Here is a 19,860-nt window from a genome sequence, read left to right on the forward strand (position 1 = left end):
ATTATAGTTTTAAAGTTGCTCCAAAACTGAATGTTCTAGAAGTTGGATAACTTGCATAATCGATACCGATAGATTGGTTTCCTCCGTTTGATTTCGGACTGTTGATTAACGGATCGTAACCTGTGTAATTTGTAATCGTAATTAAGTTCTGACCTGTAATGTAAAGCGTTAACCCATTGATCCAGTTTAATCCTTTCAAATCAAAATTGTAACCGATACGAGCTGTATTCAATCTAATGAAATCTGATTTTTCTAAGAATAAAGTAGACAAGATTGGCGAGTTTGCTGCATTTGCTCCAGACTCATAATAACCTGTTGCCACGTTACGATCTGATGCCAAGTTGTTAATATTTAATGCATTCAAACCTGTATTATTCAATAAATAACCACCTGTTTGTCCGATGATAGAGAACGAGAACGAGAAGTTTTTGTATCTCATGTCACTGTTAAATCCGTAATAGAAAGTTGGAAGCGCTCCTTCAATAATAATTCTATCGCTGTTATCAATTACACCGTCTCCATTTTGATCTTTAAAGATATTTGCTCCGTTAGCATCAAAACCAATATGCTCCAATAAATAGAATGATCCAGCTGCATATCCGCTTTTGTAAATATTAGCATTTACACCAGATTGTCCAGGACCTGAAATTGTTCCTGTTAAGATTTCTGAAACTGGAAGATCTTGAATTTTATTGTTCAAAGTCGCACCGTTCATATCGATATTCCAAGTGAAGTTTTTAGTGTCAACTATTTTAGAACCCAACATAAACTCAATACCTTTATTGATGATTTTACCGTCAATATTTGTCCAAATTGTAGTTGTCGGACTCAAAGCTTGAGAAGGAACATTCAAAATTGCATCTGTTGTTGTTTTATTGAAATAATCTAATGTTCCGTACAATTTGTCGTTCCATAAATTGAAATCTAAACCTACGTTATACTGCGTTACAACTTCCCATTTCAAATCAGGATTTGGTGTTCTATTTACAGATACTCCGTTTACTAGATTTAAATCGTCGTATAAATAATATCCATCAGCTCCAGACAATGAATAACTTGCTTGCGTAATTTTATTTTCAACTTCTTGGTTTCCTGTTTGCCCCCAGCTCGCTCTTAATTTTAAATTGTTTAAAGTAGAAGACTCTTTTAAGAAACTTTCGTTAGCAATATTCCATCCTAAAGCGAAAGATGGGAAATAACCGTATTTATTGTTTTTACCAAAACGAGTCGATCCGTCACCTCTCATAGAAGCCGTTACCAAATATCTGTTGTCAAAACTATAATTCAATCTTCCGAAATAAGATTGCAATTCGTTTTCTTGAGCATAACCCGTTGTTCCAGATTGTGTTCCTTTAAATCCAGGATTGATTGATGGAGGAACTCCAACACCTTGATCAGAGATTCCGTCAATACTGAAACTTGTTCCTGATCTTTCAAATTTTTGGTAAGAGAAACCAGCCAAAGCTTCGATTTTATGTTTATCTAAATTTAAATTGTAAGTCAAATAATGCTCAACCAAAGAGTTTTTAGAATCTAAATTATTCTGAACATATTTCCCTTTCGGATTCAAATCTGTTAAGTTTGGAAAAATAGTCGTGTTTCTTTCCGCCATCGAACGGTCAACACCAATATTTAATTTATATTCTAATCCGTCAATAATTCTTAAAGAAGCTTCTAAGTTTCCTAAAACTCTCAAAGTTCTCGTTTGATCTTGGTAAATACTCAACAAATACGCTGGATTGTAATGCGCATTCATGTTGAAATTCGTGTAATTTCCATTCGCATCAAAAACCGAACGCGTTGGATTTGCCATTAAAGTATGAACAATCAATTGTCCGTTAGAACCACCGTCATCACTTGTTGGAACTCCGTCATCTTTAGTTTCACTTGCCGTAAGATTCATTTTTACTTTTAAACGTTTGTTGTCTAAAAATGATTCAGCAGCGTTAATTCTTCCTGAAAGACGTTTAAAATTACTGTTACGAACCACACCTTCTTGATCCATTTGTGCAAGCGAAGCATAATAGTTTCCAGATTCTGTCTGTTTAGAAAAAGAAAGCGAATTATTTTTAGTTATAGCAGTTCTGTAAATTACATCTTGCCAATCTGTATTTCCACCATGATCAAAAGCTTTATCTGTAATTGCATTTCTATATTCGCTTGCGCTTAAAACGTCTAGTTTATTAGCCACAGTCGAAACTCCCATATAAGAATCAAAAGTTAATGTTCCTTCGCCTTTAGAACCTTTTTTAGTCGTAACCAAAACAACTCCGTTAGAACCTCTCGCTCCATAAATTGCAGCAGCAGATGCATCTTTCAAAACGGTAATCGATTCGATATCACTTGTATTTAAAAAGTTCAATGGATTTTTAGCAGAAGAAGTTCCAAAACCTACGTTGCTTCCTGAAGGGCTTACATCGTCATTTGACAACGGCACACCATCAACAACAAATAAAGGCGTACTTCCGCTTCTAATAGATCCAACTCCACGAATGGTTACGTTTACCCCTGCTCCTGGCTCACCGCTTGTATTTACAACACGTACACCCGCCACTTTTCCTTGCATTAAATTATCTACAGAAACGTTTACACCTTGTTTAAAGCTTCCTGCTTCCAATTGTGTAACCGCTCCAGTAACGTCTTTTTTAGATTGTTTTCCGTAACCTACAACCAAAACCTCGTTTAACTCCGCTGTATTTGGATCCAATTGAATGTTCATAAAACCTGTTTGTACAGCAACTGTTTTGGTTTTATAACCCATATAAGAAATGTCAATCGTTTTTCCTTCTCCAACTGTAATTTCAAATTCTCCATCGAAATTAGTAACTGTAGAATTTGACGAACTTGTTTCTGTTACTGTTGCTCCAGGAATCGGCAGTTTATTTTCATCAACAACTTTTCCTTTTACTTTAATTCTATCAACTGCTTTAGTATTTACCGCTTTTGGCGCAGCAGTTTTCTGAATTAAAATCAGTTTCCCATTAATGTTGTAATTGAAATTTGCTTTTTGCGAAAGATCATTCAAAATTGCAGTAATAGATTCATTGCTATAATTTACTGTATATGCCGTATTATCAGCAATTATAGCTTGTCCGTAACTGAATTTGTAATCGGTTTGTTTCGTTAATTTTGAAAAAATAGAAACAAGGGTCGCTTTTTCTATTTTATTTGCTACTTTTGGCTCTTTTAAGAAATTAGTTTTACTATAGCCGCTCTGAAAGGCAAGTAAAGCCAGAACTAAAAAGACAAAACTCTTTAGATTTAAATAAGAAGGTTTAAAATACATGATTTAAGTAATTGTTTTTTACGATGCTTAGTTATTAATAGCAGTTGTTCCCGCAACTGCTTTTTTGTTTTTAATCCACTTTTACTATTTCGCCATAGACTTTGAATTTTAGGTTTGTGATATAATTTATTTGTTCCAAAACATTTTCTAATGTCGCGTCCTTCTTGATGAATACCGTTAACGGCGTTGCTAATACGTGTTCGTTGTTATACTCAAATGAAACTCCGTATTTATATTGTAAAATGGCAATAACCTGTTTTAAAGTAGTTTGGTCAAGCGTTACATCCTGATTGTACCAATTCACCAAAAATGCTTTATCAGCCATTTGTTTCGTTAATTTTTGAGATTCAAATAAAGCTTCTTGATTGGGTACTAAATCTACGCTCTGCCCTTTTCCAGAAACATTTACTTTTCCGGTTACAACAATTACCTTACAGAGAGATTTTGATAATTGAATGTGAAATGAAGTTCCCACAACTCTGGTTTGAATTTCTCCAGAATGAATAATAAACGGATGCTTTTTGTCTTTGGCAACTTCAAAAAACGCATTTCCTTTTAATAAAGAAACCGTTCTTTGATCGCCTTCAAATTTTTCAGGATACTGAAATGATGAGTTTGCTGCCAGATAAATTTTCGAACCGTCACTTAATTGGATAGATTTGGGAATCGATGACGTTTTAAATGTGATTTGTTTTTGGTTTAAAACATTTGGTCTCAAGAAAAATCCTAAACCAAGTAGAAAAAGAATGCTGGCAGCTGCCATATATTTTAAATAAGGATTGAAAGATTTTTTCTTTCCAATTCTTAATTGAATTTCGTCGTAGATATTTTGAGATTCGATTTCTGGATTTCCCATAAGATCATTATCCCATTTTGAATTTTGATATTCGTCGAAAGCAAAATCATGTAATAAATTTTCTTCTGCCGATGACGTTTTTCCTCGCGAACTTTTATCAAGCAGATATTCTAAACTATGTTTTAATCTTTTTATCATAATACTTATTGTTATGAATAAGTACTAGAAACTCAAAATCGTACTATTGCCGAATATTATGAAAACGTCAAGCGAAAGTTATTTTAAAATTTATGATTAAAAATAATTAATGGAGCCAACCAAGCAAGATCTTTCAAGCCCTCTCGAAGTTGTTTTACAGCTGATGAAATCTGATTTTTTACGGTTTGTTTTGAAATTCCAAGTTCATCTGCAATCTGATCGATTGTCATGTCTTGAAATTTATACATCAATAAAACCTCTTTTCTTTTCTCTGGAAGTTTGTCCAATAACGAATAAAGTAAATCCATAACTTCTGGATCTATAGTCGAAAAATTATCTATAATGTAGTCTTCGAATTTTTCTTCTAAAATAGTCTTATCAAAACGATTATTCTGATAATGTTTGAAAACCTGATTTTTAACCGCACGAAACAAAAATGGCTCGATGGCATTAATATTCAGTTCTTCTTTTCTTTCCCATAAATCCACGAAAACATCTTGAACGATGTTCTGCGCCAAATCTTTATCCTGAGTCATCGTATAAGAAAATGCATTGAGCTTTTTCCAATATTGGTTATACGTTTTCTCAAAAACTTCAGGATTATTCATAGGGTAATTACAGGCTTTTTAATATGGTAAAATAATAAAATGAAATCCCAATGTTTTTTGCGCCAAGGTTATCTTTAAATTAACAAATAAACACGTTTGTTGTAGAAATACTACTTTTTTAAAGCAGAAGAACTAATGACTTTGCGATTTCTTTTTTTTTATCTAACACAAAAATCCACTTCACATTTTAATTTAGTCACTTTCAAAAAATGCAATTTTCTTTTGATGCGTCCCCACTCAACAGTATCAATTACATTTTAGAATTATGAAACAACTTTTATTCACTTTATTATTCGCAGGAGCATTAACTGCTCAAGCGCAAAACGACAATCTGAAAATTAACCAGCTTCAGGTTATCGGATCGCATAACAGTTATCGTCATGCGATCGAAACTGATTTATACAATCTTATTCAAGCCAGAGATACCACTCGTTCTCTTAAAGGTTTGCAATACACTCATATTAGCATTACCGATCAATTAAATAAAGGCTTGCGAAATCTAGAAATTGACATTTTTGCTGACGCGAAAGGCGGAAAATATGCACACCCGAAAGGTCTAGATATCGCTAAATCTGAAGAAGCCTACGACCCAAACGGATTAATGAAAAAACCTGGTTTTAAGGTTTTTCACATGCCAGACATTGATTTCAGAACTTCTGCTTATACATTCGAAATCTGCCTTCAGGAATTAAAAAAATGGTCAGATGCTAATCCGGGACACGTTCCTGTTTTCATCACTTTAGAACCAAAAGACGGAGACGCAAATTTCTTCGGAACAAAACCAGAAGATTTCACAGCATCAGTTTTTGACGAAATGGACAAAGTGATTCGTAAAGAATTAGGCAAAGACAAACTGATAACGCCAGACATGGTTCGAGGAAAATATAAAACGCTTGAAGAAGCAGTTTTAAACAACAATTGGCCAACTTTAAAAGAAGCCAAAGGAAGATTTTTATTCTTATTAGATAACAACGGCGCAAAAAGAGATTTGTACGCATTGAATCACCCGTCCCTTAAGGGACGCGCCGTTTTTATTAACGCCGAACCTGGAAAACCAGAAGCCGCAACTTTATTTAGAAACAATGCCGAAGATCCACAAATAGAAGATTTAGTGAAAAAAGGATATTTAATAAGAACCCGAGCCGATTCTGATACCAAAGAAGCACGCACCAACGATTACAAGCATTTTGAATTGGCTAAAAAATCAGGAGCGCAAATCATCACAACCGATTATTATTTGCCAAGCACTTTCTTCAATTCTCCATATCAAATCAAATATGATGATGGAAGTTATGTTAGAAATAATCCTGTGACTGCGCCTTAATTTAAAAGCAAAGATCTTTAAAATTGCTCGCAAAGGCGCAGAGTCGCTAAGTTTTTTATATTCTTTGCGACTCTGCGTCTTTGCGAGATTAAAAATATTATTAGACTTTATCTAAACCTTTGCGGTTAAAAAACTTTAAGTAAAAAATATGAATCCAAGATTTACAATATTACGCATACTATTCTTTGTTGCTTTCATCAATACTGCATCAGCACAAAAAGTAAAAAACCTCAACGGAACGCAAATTGCATTTTTGTCTGATGTGCATTTACAAGACTTATTTGGCAGCTTTTCAGATTCAGATTATAAAGGCGTTTTAAATCCGAAAACAGGAGAATATGCTTTGGTGCGAACCATGTCATCGCAGCTTCATTCTACTCGAATTTTCAATGAAAATTATTTTGCGTTTATAGCTGCTTTAGAAGATATCGCAAAGCGAAAAATCAAATACGTAGCACTTCCGGGAGATTATACAGATGACGGTCAGCCAATTCACGTTCGCGGATTAGCCAAAATATTAGATCAATACAGTAAAAAATACGGAATAGAATTCTTTATCACTACAGGAAATCACGATCCAGTTGGGCCTTTCGCTCAAGAATCTGGAAAAGAAGATTTCTTAGGAAAAGAAGGTAAAAGTCAACCCATTTTTAGCAAAGAAGGCCTTTATAAGCCCAATTTAAACATCGAACAGCCCGTAGTTGTTACCGCCGATATTGCTAAAATGGGTTATTTAGGAATCACCGATCAGCTTCAGAATTTTGGTTTTCATCCCAACAAAAAATACAAATTTTGGGCGACTCCTTTTTCTTCTTATTCGAATGAAAATTATACATTCGAAAAAGCTCAAGAAAGTGCTAAATTAGAAAATCGTGTCTATGAAGTTGCTCCAGGTTATGAAGTTCCAGACGTGAGTTATGTTGTAGAACCAATCGACGGAATTTGGTTAATGGCCATTGATGGAAATGTTTATATCCCGAAGAAAAATGCTTCTACAGAAAAAGATTCTAAAAATTACAGCGAAGCAAGTACAGGTTATAATAATGTGCTTTCGAACAAAAAACATTTAATTAAATGGGTTGAAGACATTTCGGCTCAAGCCAAAAAACAAGGAAAAACTTTAATCGCGTTCAGTCATTTTCCTATGATTGATTTTAATGATGACGCTTCCGCGGAAATAAAAGAACTTCTTGGTCCAAACAAATGGCAATTGAACCGTGTTCCAGTTGAAGAAGTAGCGCAGGTTTTTGCAGATGCAGGATTGAAGATTCATTTTGGAGGTCACATGCATATTAACGATACAGGTGTGAGAACTTCTCCGAAAGGAAATACTTTGGTTAATATCCAAACACCATCTTTGGCTGCTTATATTCCCGCTTATAAATTATTGACTTTCAAAAAAGATAATCTTGTAGATATTCAAACGATTACTATTGATGATGTTCCGAGATATAACGAACTTTTCGATTTATATAAAATGGAATATCAGTTTTTGGAAAGTCAGAAAACGCAAGACATTTGGAATATTGATATTTTAAAAACAAAAAACTATCACGATTTTACCGATTTCCATTTGAAAGAATTGGTTCGTCTTCGTTTCTTAAAAGACGATTGGCCTTCTGCTTTCAAAGATTTTATATTGAATGTTTCTGCGAAAGATTTACTGGTTTTGGCTAACATCCAATCAGATAAAGATTTTGATTTTATTCTCAAAAACAAAGAACAGTTTCAAAAAGAGTGGAATGAAGCTGAAGCAAAATCTGAGAAAGTTTTAGCTCAAAACAATCTCAAAAAAGATAATTTCAATTGGACAGGTTACGATCTTCTAGTAGATTTTTATCGTTACAGAAGCGCCGATGAATTAGCCTTGGCCGATGTCGGAACTCAAAGAGCAAAAGAATATAAAGTTTTGTCTAATTTATTTTTAGAAGGTTCTAAAGCTGATCTTTCGAAAGATAATCCGATGCAAAAACAAATGAAATTATTCCTTATTATTTTCAACAAATTCATGCACGAAGTTCCAGCTGATCACTTTTCAGTTGATTTGAAAAATGGTGATGTTAAGAGTTTGAAATAAGCTTTTTTACCGCAAAGAACGCAATCCCGATAGCTATCGGGAGCTAAGTTTTTTATATAATCATTTCGCAATTTATTCAGAACATAGCCCAAGATTTCAACCTTGGGTGCACAAAGATTGGAACACGATACGTACCCCAAGGTTGAAACCTTGGGCCATGTTTTATATAGAATTCGCAAAGCTAATTCAGAAAGCTTTGCGAACTTTTTTATTTTATAAAATTTAGCTTAAAAAAACTTTGCGATCTCTGCGTAAAAACCTTTGCGTACTTTGCGGTTAAATCTCAACAATAAAGAAGGCTGTCTAAAAAAGACAGCCTTCTTATTACATTAAAAACCTAAAATTTAATGTATTTAAAACCATTATGGCAAATGGGTTATTTTTTAATAAAACGTCTAATGGTTTGTTTGCCGTTTTTCTCAAAAACAATGAAATAAATTCCTTGTCTTAAATGCGAAACATTCAAACTATTATCGCTTATTTTCTGAGATGCAACTGTAGATCCCGTTTGAGAATCGACAATTTTCAAACTGCCACCTGAAACATCATTCGTGAAAAACAACGTTTCTGAAACAGGATTTGGATATACATTTAAAACCGCATCATTTTCTGCTTCTTCTTCAATAGTTGCAGAAGCCACAGGTGCTCCCGCTCCTACTTTTGTAATTCGAATCCAATTGATATTCATTCCTGTATTCTGAATGTAAATTCCGAAATTGTACGTTCCTGCATTTACGTTTACAGTTTGCGTAACGGTTTGCCAATTTTGCCAGCCTCCTGTATTCGGAATATCCACATTTCCTAGAATGATAGTTCCTCCGTTTAAATCAGATGACAATCTACCGCCTGTAACACCACTTGCAACTCGATATTCGATTAAATACGAACCCGTTGTTGGGAAATTGATATTGTTGTAAGCCAGCCAGTCACCAGTTTCGGTATAACCAACATTAGAACCTCCGCCAGTGTCTGTAGTTGGCTCAACTTGTATTCCGCTCATCGCTGAGTAATCTTCAGCCTGAATTAAAGTCGATGTTTGCGATGTTGTCGTAGCAATCAGTTTCCATTGTCCACAAGTCTGATTGTTGTTGTCCCATTGCTGTACAATAGCTCCAGAAGCTGTGCTTGCTCCTGCAACCTCAACAATTCTTCCGCTATGACGGGCAACAATTTTATAATAACCATCACCAGTTGAAACCAAAATAAATTGCTGATTTGTTGTTCCGTTATACGGATATTGTTCAACACGCGTACCATTGGCTTTATTAAAACCATTCACATCCATTGACTGTCCGCTATGGTTGGCAATAATCTTATACATTCCGTCTCCTAAATGCGTAAACGTAAATTTCTGGTTGTTTCCTGAAGTAAGGCCACCTTGATTGATTCCTGAACCATTTGTCATACTGGCATTCCAAACATCCATATACAAACCGCTATTTCTGTTTTGAAGGAAGAAAGTTTGGTTACCTAAAGTGGCAGTTCCGTTTGCAATAACTCGAATCGAACTTACTTTGTCGTTCCAAGTTGTATTCAAACAAGAATTATCAGAATTGATTACCGTTGAAGCTCCTGTAAAATTATCATCTTGATATAAAATCGCCTGATAACCTTGTGTAATTCTTAAGGAAGAAATATCATCATTTAAAACGCCTAAAGAATTTAAACGAGTCAGATTGTAATCTCCAATTGTTAATCCGCCTGAGAATCCTGTGTAATTACAATCTTTGTAAACGGTAATCACATCTGTCGACGGACTGATATTTCCTCCTGGTGGAATTGTTCCTGTAATCGAATAACTTCCGATAGAACCATAAGCCGAATAACCTCCGCTTCCAGCATTTCCAGCTCCCGTGCCATCAACTCCAATAAAGTATTTTCCAGCAGGAAGATTGACATTCATAGAAGCATTCAAAGCAAAAGGATCAGAATTCCAATACGTTCCCATTTCTGCACCAGCTGAATTAAATAATCTAATTAATAAATGAAGATTTCCGTCTCTTGAAACTGTATTCGCATTAATCGAAACATTTCCTCCGCCCGTTGTAAACGTGAAGAAATCATAATCAGCTTCGCTAGAAATAATTCCGTTTTTCTGATTGATTTGTCCGCTTGCATTATAATCTAAAGTTGCTGCAGAAGCGGTGTTGTTTCCGTAATCATCACCACGATATCCTACTCCAAATTTAGCGCTCGCAATAATTGCTACATCATCTTGTTTGTTGTTAGCATTATTGTATTCGCCTTTGCTCCATTGCACAACAGGTCTGTAATATCCAGCACCCATAATTGGCGCCCAAGAAGTTCCGTCTAAACCTAAGAAATAATCTTCGGCTGGACTTGTGCGTCCGTCGTGGCCAAGATCAAAAGTATGTCCGACTTCGTGTGAAGAAGCATCTCCACCCGATTTTCCAGAAGTGATAAACACCCAACACGGAACATCATTATCCCAGTTAAATGAACCAATGTACGCCACACCTCCTGCGCCCGGAGCTGCAGTATTTGTTGGTGTAACTACAACACGCATTCTTCTATTTTTGGGATACGAATTAAAAACCGCTTCGTTTGTAGTGACATTCACATTAAAAGGACGATAATCTTCTGAAACCACTTCCCAATGTTGCTGTACGGCTGCATCGTTCATTCCTGAAGGCGCTGCATTAATTGCATTTCCGTTGTTCCAAAGATTTCCTGCTGGCATATAATAGCCATCAAAATCTAGCATAACACAGCCCGCTGCACCTGGTAAACTTTGTAAATCTAATAATGCTGGTGCAACTTCAGCAGTTGCAGTTGTTTTAGAAGTTGTATTGTCTTTTGTCGGTACATTTTTGTAATCAATACAAACTAAAGTATTGATGTCGACTTTTTCTACAAAAGCATTTCCATTCGCATCAGAAAAATATTTGTAGGCTTCTCTGGTTTTCTTCAACAAAATATGACCTTCCAAAGACTTTTCTTTTACTTTAATATAAAACGAAGATTCTTCAATATTTTTAATTTCCCCAATTAAAAATTCGCTTGTGGCATTCGATTCTTTGTAATTAATTTTTCCGTTGAAATTTGAATTTTCTGCCTGAAGTAAAATTGTTTTTTCAGCACTTTTTGAAGTCGTTGAAGTGGTCAATTCCTTCTTCAAAGTATTCATAAAAGACTTGCTCGAACCTAATGAAGTCTGTGCAAAAGCAAAACTTCCAAAAATTAAAAATACGAGCAGACTTAAATTAAATCTGTAATTGTTTTTCATATGATTTGGGCTAAAAAGGGTTACGAAACTATTTGTTGGATGATTAACCGCAAAGACGCTAAGTCTTACGCAAGGTTCGCTAAGCTTTATTTAATACTTCGCGTGCCTTGCGATTATCTTTGCGTGCTTTGCGGTTAAATAACTATTTCTTAATAAAACGTCTTACTGTTTTGATTCCGTTTTTCTCAACTGAAATCAAGTAAATACCTGTTTTTAAAGTCGAAACATCTATACTGTTATTATTTACAGTTTGAGAAGAAACAGTTGCTCCGCCTTCTGTATTGATGATATTTACATTTCCGCCAGAAACTTCCGCAGTAAAAAAGATTTCGCTTTCTGTTGGATTTGGATAAATTTCTAAACTAGCAATAGATTGGTCTGTAGCTGGCGCAGCAGTTCTAGCTGTTGAACCCGATTTTGTAATTCTAAACCAGTTGATATTAAAACCCGTATTTTGAACATAGATTCCGAAGTTATATGTTCCTGCATTTACGTTTACAGTTTGCGTAATTGTTTGCCAGTTTTGCCATCCTCCAGTATTTGGAACATTTATAGCACCAAGTTGAATCGTTCCTGCACTTAAATCAGATGATAATCTTCCGCCTGTAACGGCACTCGCAACACGATATTCGATTTGGTAAGAACCAGAAGTTGGGAAATTGATATTGTAATATGCCATCCAATCGCCTGTATCGCAATATCCAACATTTAATCCGCCGCCTGTATCGGTTGTTGCTTCAGTTTGAACGCCGCTCATTGCATTGTAATTTTCTGCCTGAATCAAAGTTCCCGTTGCTGGCGGATTACTTCCTGTAATAACTTGATTTACGGCATTTAATAATGATTTTGTGCCTGTTGCATCTTGAGACAACTCCCAAATCATAACTCCCGCCGCATTTTGAATCGCAAAAGTTGTTTTTTGTTTGATTGTCGGAATTCCGTTGTAGTAAATTGTATTTCCAACTTGATCTAAATTTTCAGCACCAGGATATTGCGCTACGATATTCGCATAAGAAATTCCTTGATTAGCAGAAGCTCCAAAACCATATCCGTAAAATGGAAGCCCAATTACGGCTTTACTTGCAGGCAATCCTCTTCCTGTCCAGTAATTAAACTGATTTACAGCCATACTGTAAGGAGAATGCTGTCCCGGATTGTTTGGTGCCCAAGGTCCAGTTGCATCATAAGCCATGATATTGATCCAGTCGTAAGCTGCAAAAGTAGATGAAGGTACATTGGCACCACCATATCCTTCTGAAAGCGCTGCTGAAATCAATTTGCCATTGGCATGTAATTTATTCGCTAAAGCAATTACAAATCCTCCGTAATCTCCATTAATCGCTGGGCCTTCAAGATCGACATCAACTCCGTCAAAATTGTGAGCGACAACATAATCGTATATTTTTTGGATGAAAGCCGTTCTGTTTGCTGGCGTTATCAGATTAAAATAATTGTCACGAATTGCTCCTCCTTCAGAAACTGAACCTCCTCCAAGAGAAACAAAAACTTTTACATTTTGTGCATGCGCCGCATTTATAATCGTATTGCTTCCTGAATTAAAACTCAAATATCCGTTTGCATCAGGATTTTCAAAAGCAATATTAATATGCGTTAATTTATTGTACTGAACAGTGCTTGAAAAAGCATTTAAATCAATCCAATTGGGGATATAAGCGATTACCTTTTTTTGGGCAATACTCAAATTGAAAACTCCTAATACCAAAATGATCGTCCATTTTAGTGGCATTCTTTTGTAATTGTTTTTCATAATATTCAATTTTCAATAGTTAATAGTAGGGGTTAATTATTGCGTTAAAGCAGCCTTGAACAATTCTGTAGTGAATGTCCAAGGCTTGTACTTCTTTTGAAATTATTTTTTAATAAAACGTTTCACTGTTTTTCCTCCATCTTTATGGAAAACAACAAAATAGATTCCAGTTCTAAGACGAGAAACATCAATACTGTTGTTATTGATTTTTTGTTCAGAAACCAATGCTCCTGTCTGATCTATAATGCTTACTTTTTCTCCGCTCACAGATGTTGTAACGAAAAGAGTGCTTTCTGCCGGACTTGGATAAACATTTAATTCTGTTGCAGTTGGTTCTTCCTCAACCGTTTCAGTAGCAGCTATTTTAGCTGTTCCTGCTGTTTTTGTAATTTTAATCCAGTTGATATTCATCCCAGTATTCTGAATGTAGATTCCGAAATTATACGTTCCTGCATTTACGTTTACTGTCTGAGAAACCGTTTGCCAATTTTGCCATCCTCCTGTATTTGGAACAGTTACACTTCCTAAAACAATAGCACCAGCATTCAAATCTGAAGAAAGAACACCGCCTGAAGCACTTGCAACTCTATATTCAATTAAATAAGAACCTGTTGTTGGGAAATTGATGCTGTTGTAAGCCAACCAATCGCCAGTTTCTGTATAACCGACATTTGAACCTCCGCCAGTATCTGTCGTTGCTTCCACTTGAATTCCGCTCATTGCTGAATAATCTTCGGCTTGAATTAAAACGGAACTTTGAGAAGTTGTAGTTGGAACTAATTTCCATTGTCCACAAGTTTGGTTATTGTTATCCCATTGCTGTACAATTGCTCCAGAAGCTGTACTTGCTCCCGCAACTTCAACAATTCTTCCGCTGTGACGGGCAACAATTTTGTAATAACCATCGCCTGTAGAAACCAAAATAAACTGCTGATTTGTCGTTGCATTGTATGGATATTGCTCTACTCTAGCACCATTAGCTTTATTGAAGTTATTAACGTCCATTGACATGCCGCTATGGTTTGCAATGATTTTGTACATTCCGTCTCCTAAATGCGTAAGCGTGAATTTCTGATTGTTTCCAGAATTCAAAGCACCTTGATTAATTCCTGCTCCGTTTGACATGCTAGAATTCCAAACATCCATATACAAACCGCTATTTCTGTTTTGAAGAAAGAAAGTCTGGTTTCCTAAAGTTGTCGTTCCGTTTGCAATAACTCTGATTGAACTCACTTTATCATTCCAAGTCGTATTCAAACAAGTATTATCAGAATTAATTACGGTTGAAGCTCCAGTAAAATTATCGTCCTGATACAAAATCGCTTGATAGCCTTGAGTAATTTTCAAAGAAGAAATATCATCATTTAAAACACCCAAAGAATTTAAACGAGCTAGATTATAATCTCCAATTGTTAATCCGCCAGAAAATCCTGTGTAGTTGCAGTCTTTGTAAACTGTAATTACATCTGTTGAAGCTGGTACTGAAGGCGTTAATCCTGCATAACCTCCAAATGTTGCGATAACTTTTGTTGGCTGTGGCGAATGAAGCGATGGTGACTGATCGGCAACATCATCATAAGCAAATCCGTAAGCTAAATTATCGATATTGATTCCTGGTAAATGCCAAAATTTAGAATAATGATTCGTTGGATTTACTTGATAATATTTCGATGCATCATACCAATTTTGCTGACCCGGATTTGCAGTAGTTGTATTGACAACGTGACGGTTAATCGCAGCCGTTAATTGCGACTGAATTACAAGATCTAAATCTCCATCAACCAATCTTCTGTCCAGAACACCTTTTCCTTCCAAAGCTTCTTGTGTTGAAGGTCTGTTTTGAACGCGTCCGGTTCTTCCAACAAAAGCGCCAGATTGTCCCACCATTTCTAGCTGTTCTCCAATCACTCTTCCTTTAAAAACTCCCGCATCTCCTGCGTAGAAAATCAAATCTTCATTTTTATATTTATTCCAAATCGCATCAATGTATGATTTCAAGTAGTTTGCATATTGTCCAGTTCCTTCGGCGTAAGCTGCCGTTTTAGAAGGTGCTGTAATTTCGCCTGTTGCATCGTTCACACAACCTTGAAATTCTGCTGGAACATTCGCTTTAAAAGCGGCAACAATATCAGCGTGTTTTTTCAAATCCCCCACTTTCTTTTGGTAACCGTTTGCACCAAATAATTCCAATCCCATTGGATATTTGTATGAATCAACTCTTGTTGGATTTCCGAAGAAACCGTATTGATTATTAGTCAATTCGATCATTTCATACAAAATTCCTTGATTCGGATCTGTCGCATTTTGCGGATTTGGCGATGCATATCCAGACGGAGCTCCGTTTGCGCCAAAAAAGTAAAAATACAATTGTGAACCTTTAGAAATAAAAACTCTACATCCAGCAATTAAAGGAAGCGTAAAGGTTTTATTTGGAATTTCACTCAATTTTGTAAAACAAGCAGCGTACTTTGAATTTTGTCCCGGACCTGTGTTTCCACCGTAAGTTGGTCCAGTAACGGTATTGTAAGAAGCGCTCATTGGCAAAACCTGACTTGTTTTCGCATTGACCCAAACATGGTTTCCTGTGGTATAATCGATACCGACAATGGCAACATATAATTCGCTATCAGCAAACGTCGAATTATTACTAATCGTAAAAGGCACAGGCCCTTGGGCGTGCATTAGGCTTGAAAACACTAGAAAAAGTGTCGTCAAAAAAGAAAATCTTTGAAGTCTAATTTTATTCATATCTAAATAATTTTGGGGTTACGTGAATAGATTTTAAACCAAAGCCATTTTCAACTAAATGACTAAATAAATCCGCCAGGTGCAACTGGTATGCCCTCCTTGAATTGCACCCAACAGATTTAAAATTATTTCTTAATCAGCTTTTTAGTCCAGCTTTTTTGATCTGATTTGAAGTTCAGAATATAAATTCCTCTACGAAGTCTGCTTATGTCAATTACGCTTTCGTTTTCTTGAATTTTATTTTGTAAAACTAAATTTCCAGAATTATCATAAATCGTAATGACTTTATTATCTAAGTTTTCAGGAGATGAAACTCGAACATAATTCGTTGTCGGATTTGGATACACGGCAAAAAGAACTTCTTCTGCTTGAGATTCTTCTTCAACATTCAAAGCCATTTTAGCACTTAAAGTCGCTGCCGAACCATAAGCTTCGATTTCAAATAATGAATATCCGTAAGGCGCTAAAGCTTTCGCATTACATAAAATTCGAAGATATCTTCCTGTTCCGCTTACCGTTAAATCATCTGTTCCTCCGTCTGAAGCAGTTTGATTGCTTACCGTTTCATTTTCTGTGAAAACATTATCTGTCGAAAGCTGCACTTTGTATTGCGTTGCATAAGCGGCTTCCCACTTTAAAACCACTCTATTGATATTGTAATTGCTTCCTAAATCAACATAAATCCATTCTGTCGCATTCGCAAAAGAACTCGCCCATCTTGTAGCTGCATTTCCGTCTGTTACTTGATTTGCAGTAAATGTTGCATTTTCTAATGTCGAAGCTGTCGCTGTTTTATTTAAAGCTAAATTCACAGTCGGATTCGGATTTTCTGTTGAAACTAAATTTAAAGCTCTCAGATTATCAAAATAATAAGTGTTTCCAGAATTTGTTCCCGGTTCAAACAAGAAAACAAAACGATTTACATCACTATCTGCAGTTGAAGTGTCTGGCGAACTCGCATACGTAAAAGTTACAGTGTGCCAAGCATTAGTCTGTTTTACAACTCCTTGATAAATACTGTGTCTTCCAACAGGATAATTAGACGGAATTGAAGCACTGCTTTCTGCCTGCCAAGAAATTACGGTTCCAACTGGCGCAGAAGTATAAACGTCCATCGCGAACTTTTTAACTCCGCCTTTGAAATCTCCAATATTATTTATTATTGTATTGAATGAAAAATTATCATACAATTCAGTCGATTTGCGAACGTATTTTCCAACGTTAGAAGAAGTATTGATTCCGCTTGCATTTGGATTTACTGTGTTTGGCGTGTACGTTCCAATTGCATCTCTAAACGTAATATTGTGAATCGTTTGGTAATCTTCATAAATTACACCTTGAGTAAAAGTGTCTGGAAGTTTTGTTGAACCAATTCTAATATTATCAAAATAGTAAGTATCACTTGTATAAGAACCTGAATTGAACAATAAAACCATTTGATTTACTGCCAAGTTTGAAGTTCCCGCATCTGGACTTGAATTGTAATAGAAAGTCAGCGTTTCCCATTGATTTTGTTTGGTTGTAATCGCTACGTAATTACTATTTCTTCCTGTCGGATAATTAGCTGGAAGCGATGTCGCACTGTTTTCCAAATTCAAACTTACCACTGTCCCAATTGGCGCAGAAGTATACACGTCAATCATGATTTTATTCGTCTGATTTTTCAATAAACCAGCATCTTCAATCGTGCTTTGCGTGTTGAAGAAAAGCACATCATATTGTTCTGAAGAGTTTCTAATGTACCTCGCCACATTCGCGGAAGCGTTAACCGAATTAGTTCCGGGATTTGCCACAACAGAATACGTTCCCGTCGTTGTTCCTTTAATAATTTTATTTACGCCGTCGTAATTTTGAAGAATGTCAGTCGCAATAATCGGTTTTTCTGGCGCTGCTTTTGTCAACAAATTATCAAAATAATAAGTCGCTCCAGAATTCGAATTCGATTCAAAAAGAAGTACCACATTATTGATTGCCAAAGCACTCGTATTTGGATCGATTACTTTTTCAAATTCAAATTCTAATGTTTCCCATTTGTTCTGAACTGTAGTTGTTGCTTTAAATCCGCTATGTCTTCCTGACGGATAATTAGTTGCCGTTGTAACATTACTGTTTTCTAATTGCATAGAGATTTTTGTTCCAACTGGCGCCGAAGTATAAATGTCAAACGAAAGTCTTTTTCTTCCGTACACATAATCGTTGGCATTGGTAATCGTTACATTTCTAATGTTTAAAACATCATACAATTCACTTGAATTACGAACGTATTTTCCAACCAAAGCAGAAGTGTTAATTCCCGTTGCAGAAGGATTCGCAACAGCTTCTGTCAAAACTCCCGTTTTTACGGGGTACAATACATTTCGATTACTTTGAAAATCTTCATGTATTTTTTCAACTGGCAATGCTGGTTCGGTCGTAACCGCCAGTTTGTAGTTATTGACATTACAGCCAGAAACTGTTGCAACCACAGAAACATCTCCTCCAGAAGTTCCCCAATTTACTGTAATCGAGTTTGTTCCCTGCCCTGATGCAATTGTTGCTCCCGCTGGAACAGTCCAGTTGTAGGTCGCCCCCGCAATTGCATTTACAGAATAGGTTTTACTAGTTTCATTTTGGTAAACTTTGTTATCGCCAGTTACCGCATATTTAAAACTCCCATCGTAAACACGAACATAATCGACTTGTAATTTTGCTGGGAAATCGGCAGGAACTGGCTCTACTCCCACACCGTTAACTCTTGTGTAAGGCGTTCCGTAGCTTCCAACTGCGAGATTCAAAATAATATAAAAATTGCTGTCATTAAAAGGCCATCCGCCGTTTACCGTTGTATTTGGCGTCGCCGTATGAAACAAAACATCATCAACAAACCATTTGATAATATTTGGTCCCCATTCTACAGCATAAACGTGAAAATCTGATGATAAATCAATTGGTGAACTGTAACTTCTTCCTGTAAATTGATAACCGCCACCATCATAATGAATCGTTCCATCTACCGATTTCGGATTTCTATGCTTGGCTTCCATAATATCAATTTCGCCCGTAAAAGGCCAATTTCCATTAACTGGAAGCATCCAAAAAGCTGGCCATGCACCTTGCGCGTTAGAAAGTTTCATACGAGCTTCAATTCTTCCGTATTTTAGAGAATACTTCCCTTCTGTAGTCAATTTTGAAGAAGCATACGGCTGATCTGGAAACTGTGCATTTGGCGCATATTTCGCCTCAATGTTTAAGTAACTGTTTGTTCCCTCTTTTACAATTGTTGCCTGATTTGGATCGTAGCGCTGTGCTTCAGCATTTCCGAATCCGCAGAGCGACGGACATCCGTTTCCTGAAATACTTTGCCATTTGGTTAAATCTACTGTTGTACCATTAAATTCATCAGACCAAACGAGCGTATTACATTGGGCATGAGTTTTCAGAAATGGTAACAGTAAAAATAAAACTGCTACACAAAATTGTTTCATTAAATAAGAATTGCTTCTCGGTGGTCGGCCGAAAAAAAAGTCATTTTGCTTCATTTTTAAATAGGTTTTTAGTTAGTATTTGTTATTTCTTCAATACAGGCTAGTTTTCAAAAACAGATTGTATTTTCCGACAATAACAGCGCAATATTAACTAAAAAATCAGGCAAGACTTACATTTTCGAGTACGGTTTGACTACGGTACTATTAAAAAAATGTAATAAATAGCCCATAAAAAGCGTAAAACTACTTAGGATTTCATTTACAAGATAAAAATTAGAAATTGAGAATAAATTCGGTAATGTTTACATCTGACGGAAGCTGCAGTTTTTTGCGAATACGGTATC

The 19,860-nt window shown here is 35.9% G+C and carries 9 protein-coding genes; 2 read left to right on the forward strand and 7 right to left on the reverse strand.

Features of this window, described 5'->3' with window-relative positions:
* Position 1: 1 nt before the first annotated feature.
* The 3 genes from ACE01P_RS19060 to ACE01P_RS19070 form a co-directional block, all read right to left on the reverse strand.
* Positions 2-3,286 (reverse strand): SusC/RagA family TonB-linked outer membrane protein, encoded by a 3,285-nt coding sequence (locus ACE01P_RS19060; protein ID WP_379700622.1) that lies wholly within the window; start codon positions 3,284-3,286, stop codon positions 2-4.
* Between the two features lie 70 nt (positions 3,287-3,356).
* Positions 3,357-4,280, reverse strand: coding sequence for a FecR family protein (locus tag ACE01P_RS19065; RefSeq protein WP_379700624.1), 924 nt, complete (start codon positions 4,278-4,280; stop codon positions 3,357-3,359).
* Between the two features lie 83 nt (positions 4,281-4,363).
* A complete protein-coding gene (locus tag ACE01P_RS19070) occupies positions 4,364-4,888 on the reverse strand; it encodes an RNA polymerase sigma-70 factor (RefSeq protein ID WP_379700627.1) in 525 nt (174 codons plus the stop codon).
* A gap of 265 nt (positions 4,889-5,153) precedes the next feature.
* Here ACE01P_RS19070 and ACE01P_RS19075 point away from each other — a divergent pair, with 265 nt between their 5' ends.
* Positions 5,154-6,212, forward strand: coding sequence for a phosphatidylinositol-specific phospholipase C1-like protein (locus tag ACE01P_RS19075; protein WP_379700629.1), 1,059 nt, complete (start codon positions 5,154-5,156; stop codon positions 6,210-6,212).
* A gap of 148 nt (positions 6,213-6,360) precedes the next feature.
* Positions 6,361-8,289: a metallophosphoesterase gene (locus ACE01P_RS19080; protein WP_379700631.1), complete on the forward strand. Its 1,929-nt coding sequence runs from the start codon at positions 6,361-6,363 to the stop codon at positions 8,287-8,289.
* A 376-nt stretch (positions 8,290-8,665) separates the two neighbouring features.
* On the opposite strand, the gene ACE01P_RS19085 is transcribed toward ACE01P_RS19080, so the two are convergent.
* The 4 genes from ACE01P_RS19085 to ACE01P_RS19100 all read right to left on the reverse strand — a co-directional run bounded on the left by ACE01P_RS19085 (position 8,666) and on the right by ACE01P_RS19100 (position 19,516).
* The gene (locus ACE01P_RS19085; protein WP_379700633.1) at positions 8,666-11,536 is read right to left on the reverse strand and encodes a carbohydrate-binding protein; all 2,871 of its coding nucleotides are present in this window, start codon (positions 11,534-11,536) and stop codon (positions 8,666-8,668) included.
* A gap of 142 nt (positions 11,537-11,678) precedes the next feature.
* The gene (locus ACE01P_RS19090) at positions 11,679-13,304 is read right to left on the reverse strand and encodes a glycosyl hydrolase family 18 protein (protein WP_379700635.1); all 1,626 of its coding nucleotides are present in this window, start codon (positions 13,302-13,304) and stop codon (positions 11,679-11,681) included.
* A 102-nt stretch (positions 13,305-13,406) separates the two neighbouring features.
* Positions 13,407-16,052 carry a beta-1,3-glucanase family protein gene (locus tag ACE01P_RS19095; RefSeq protein ID WP_379700636.1) on the reverse strand — a complete coding sequence of 882 codons (2,646 nt, stop codon included), beginning with the start codon at positions 16,050-16,052 and terminating at the stop codon, positions 13,407-13,409.
* 125 nt (positions 16,053-16,177) lie between these two features.
* Positions 16,178-19,516, reverse strand: a complete 3,339-nt coding sequence (locus tag ACE01P_RS19100; RefSeq protein WP_379700637.1) for a family 16 glycosylhydrolase — start codon at positions 19,514-19,516, stop codon at positions 16,178-16,180.
* Positions 19,517-19,860 lie beyond the last annotated feature (344 nt).

This window comes from Flavobacterium sp. HJSW_4, assembly GCF_042436695.1.
Classification (GTDB): Bacteria; Bacteroidota; Bacteroidia; order Flavobacteriales; family Flavobacteriaceae; genus Flavobacterium.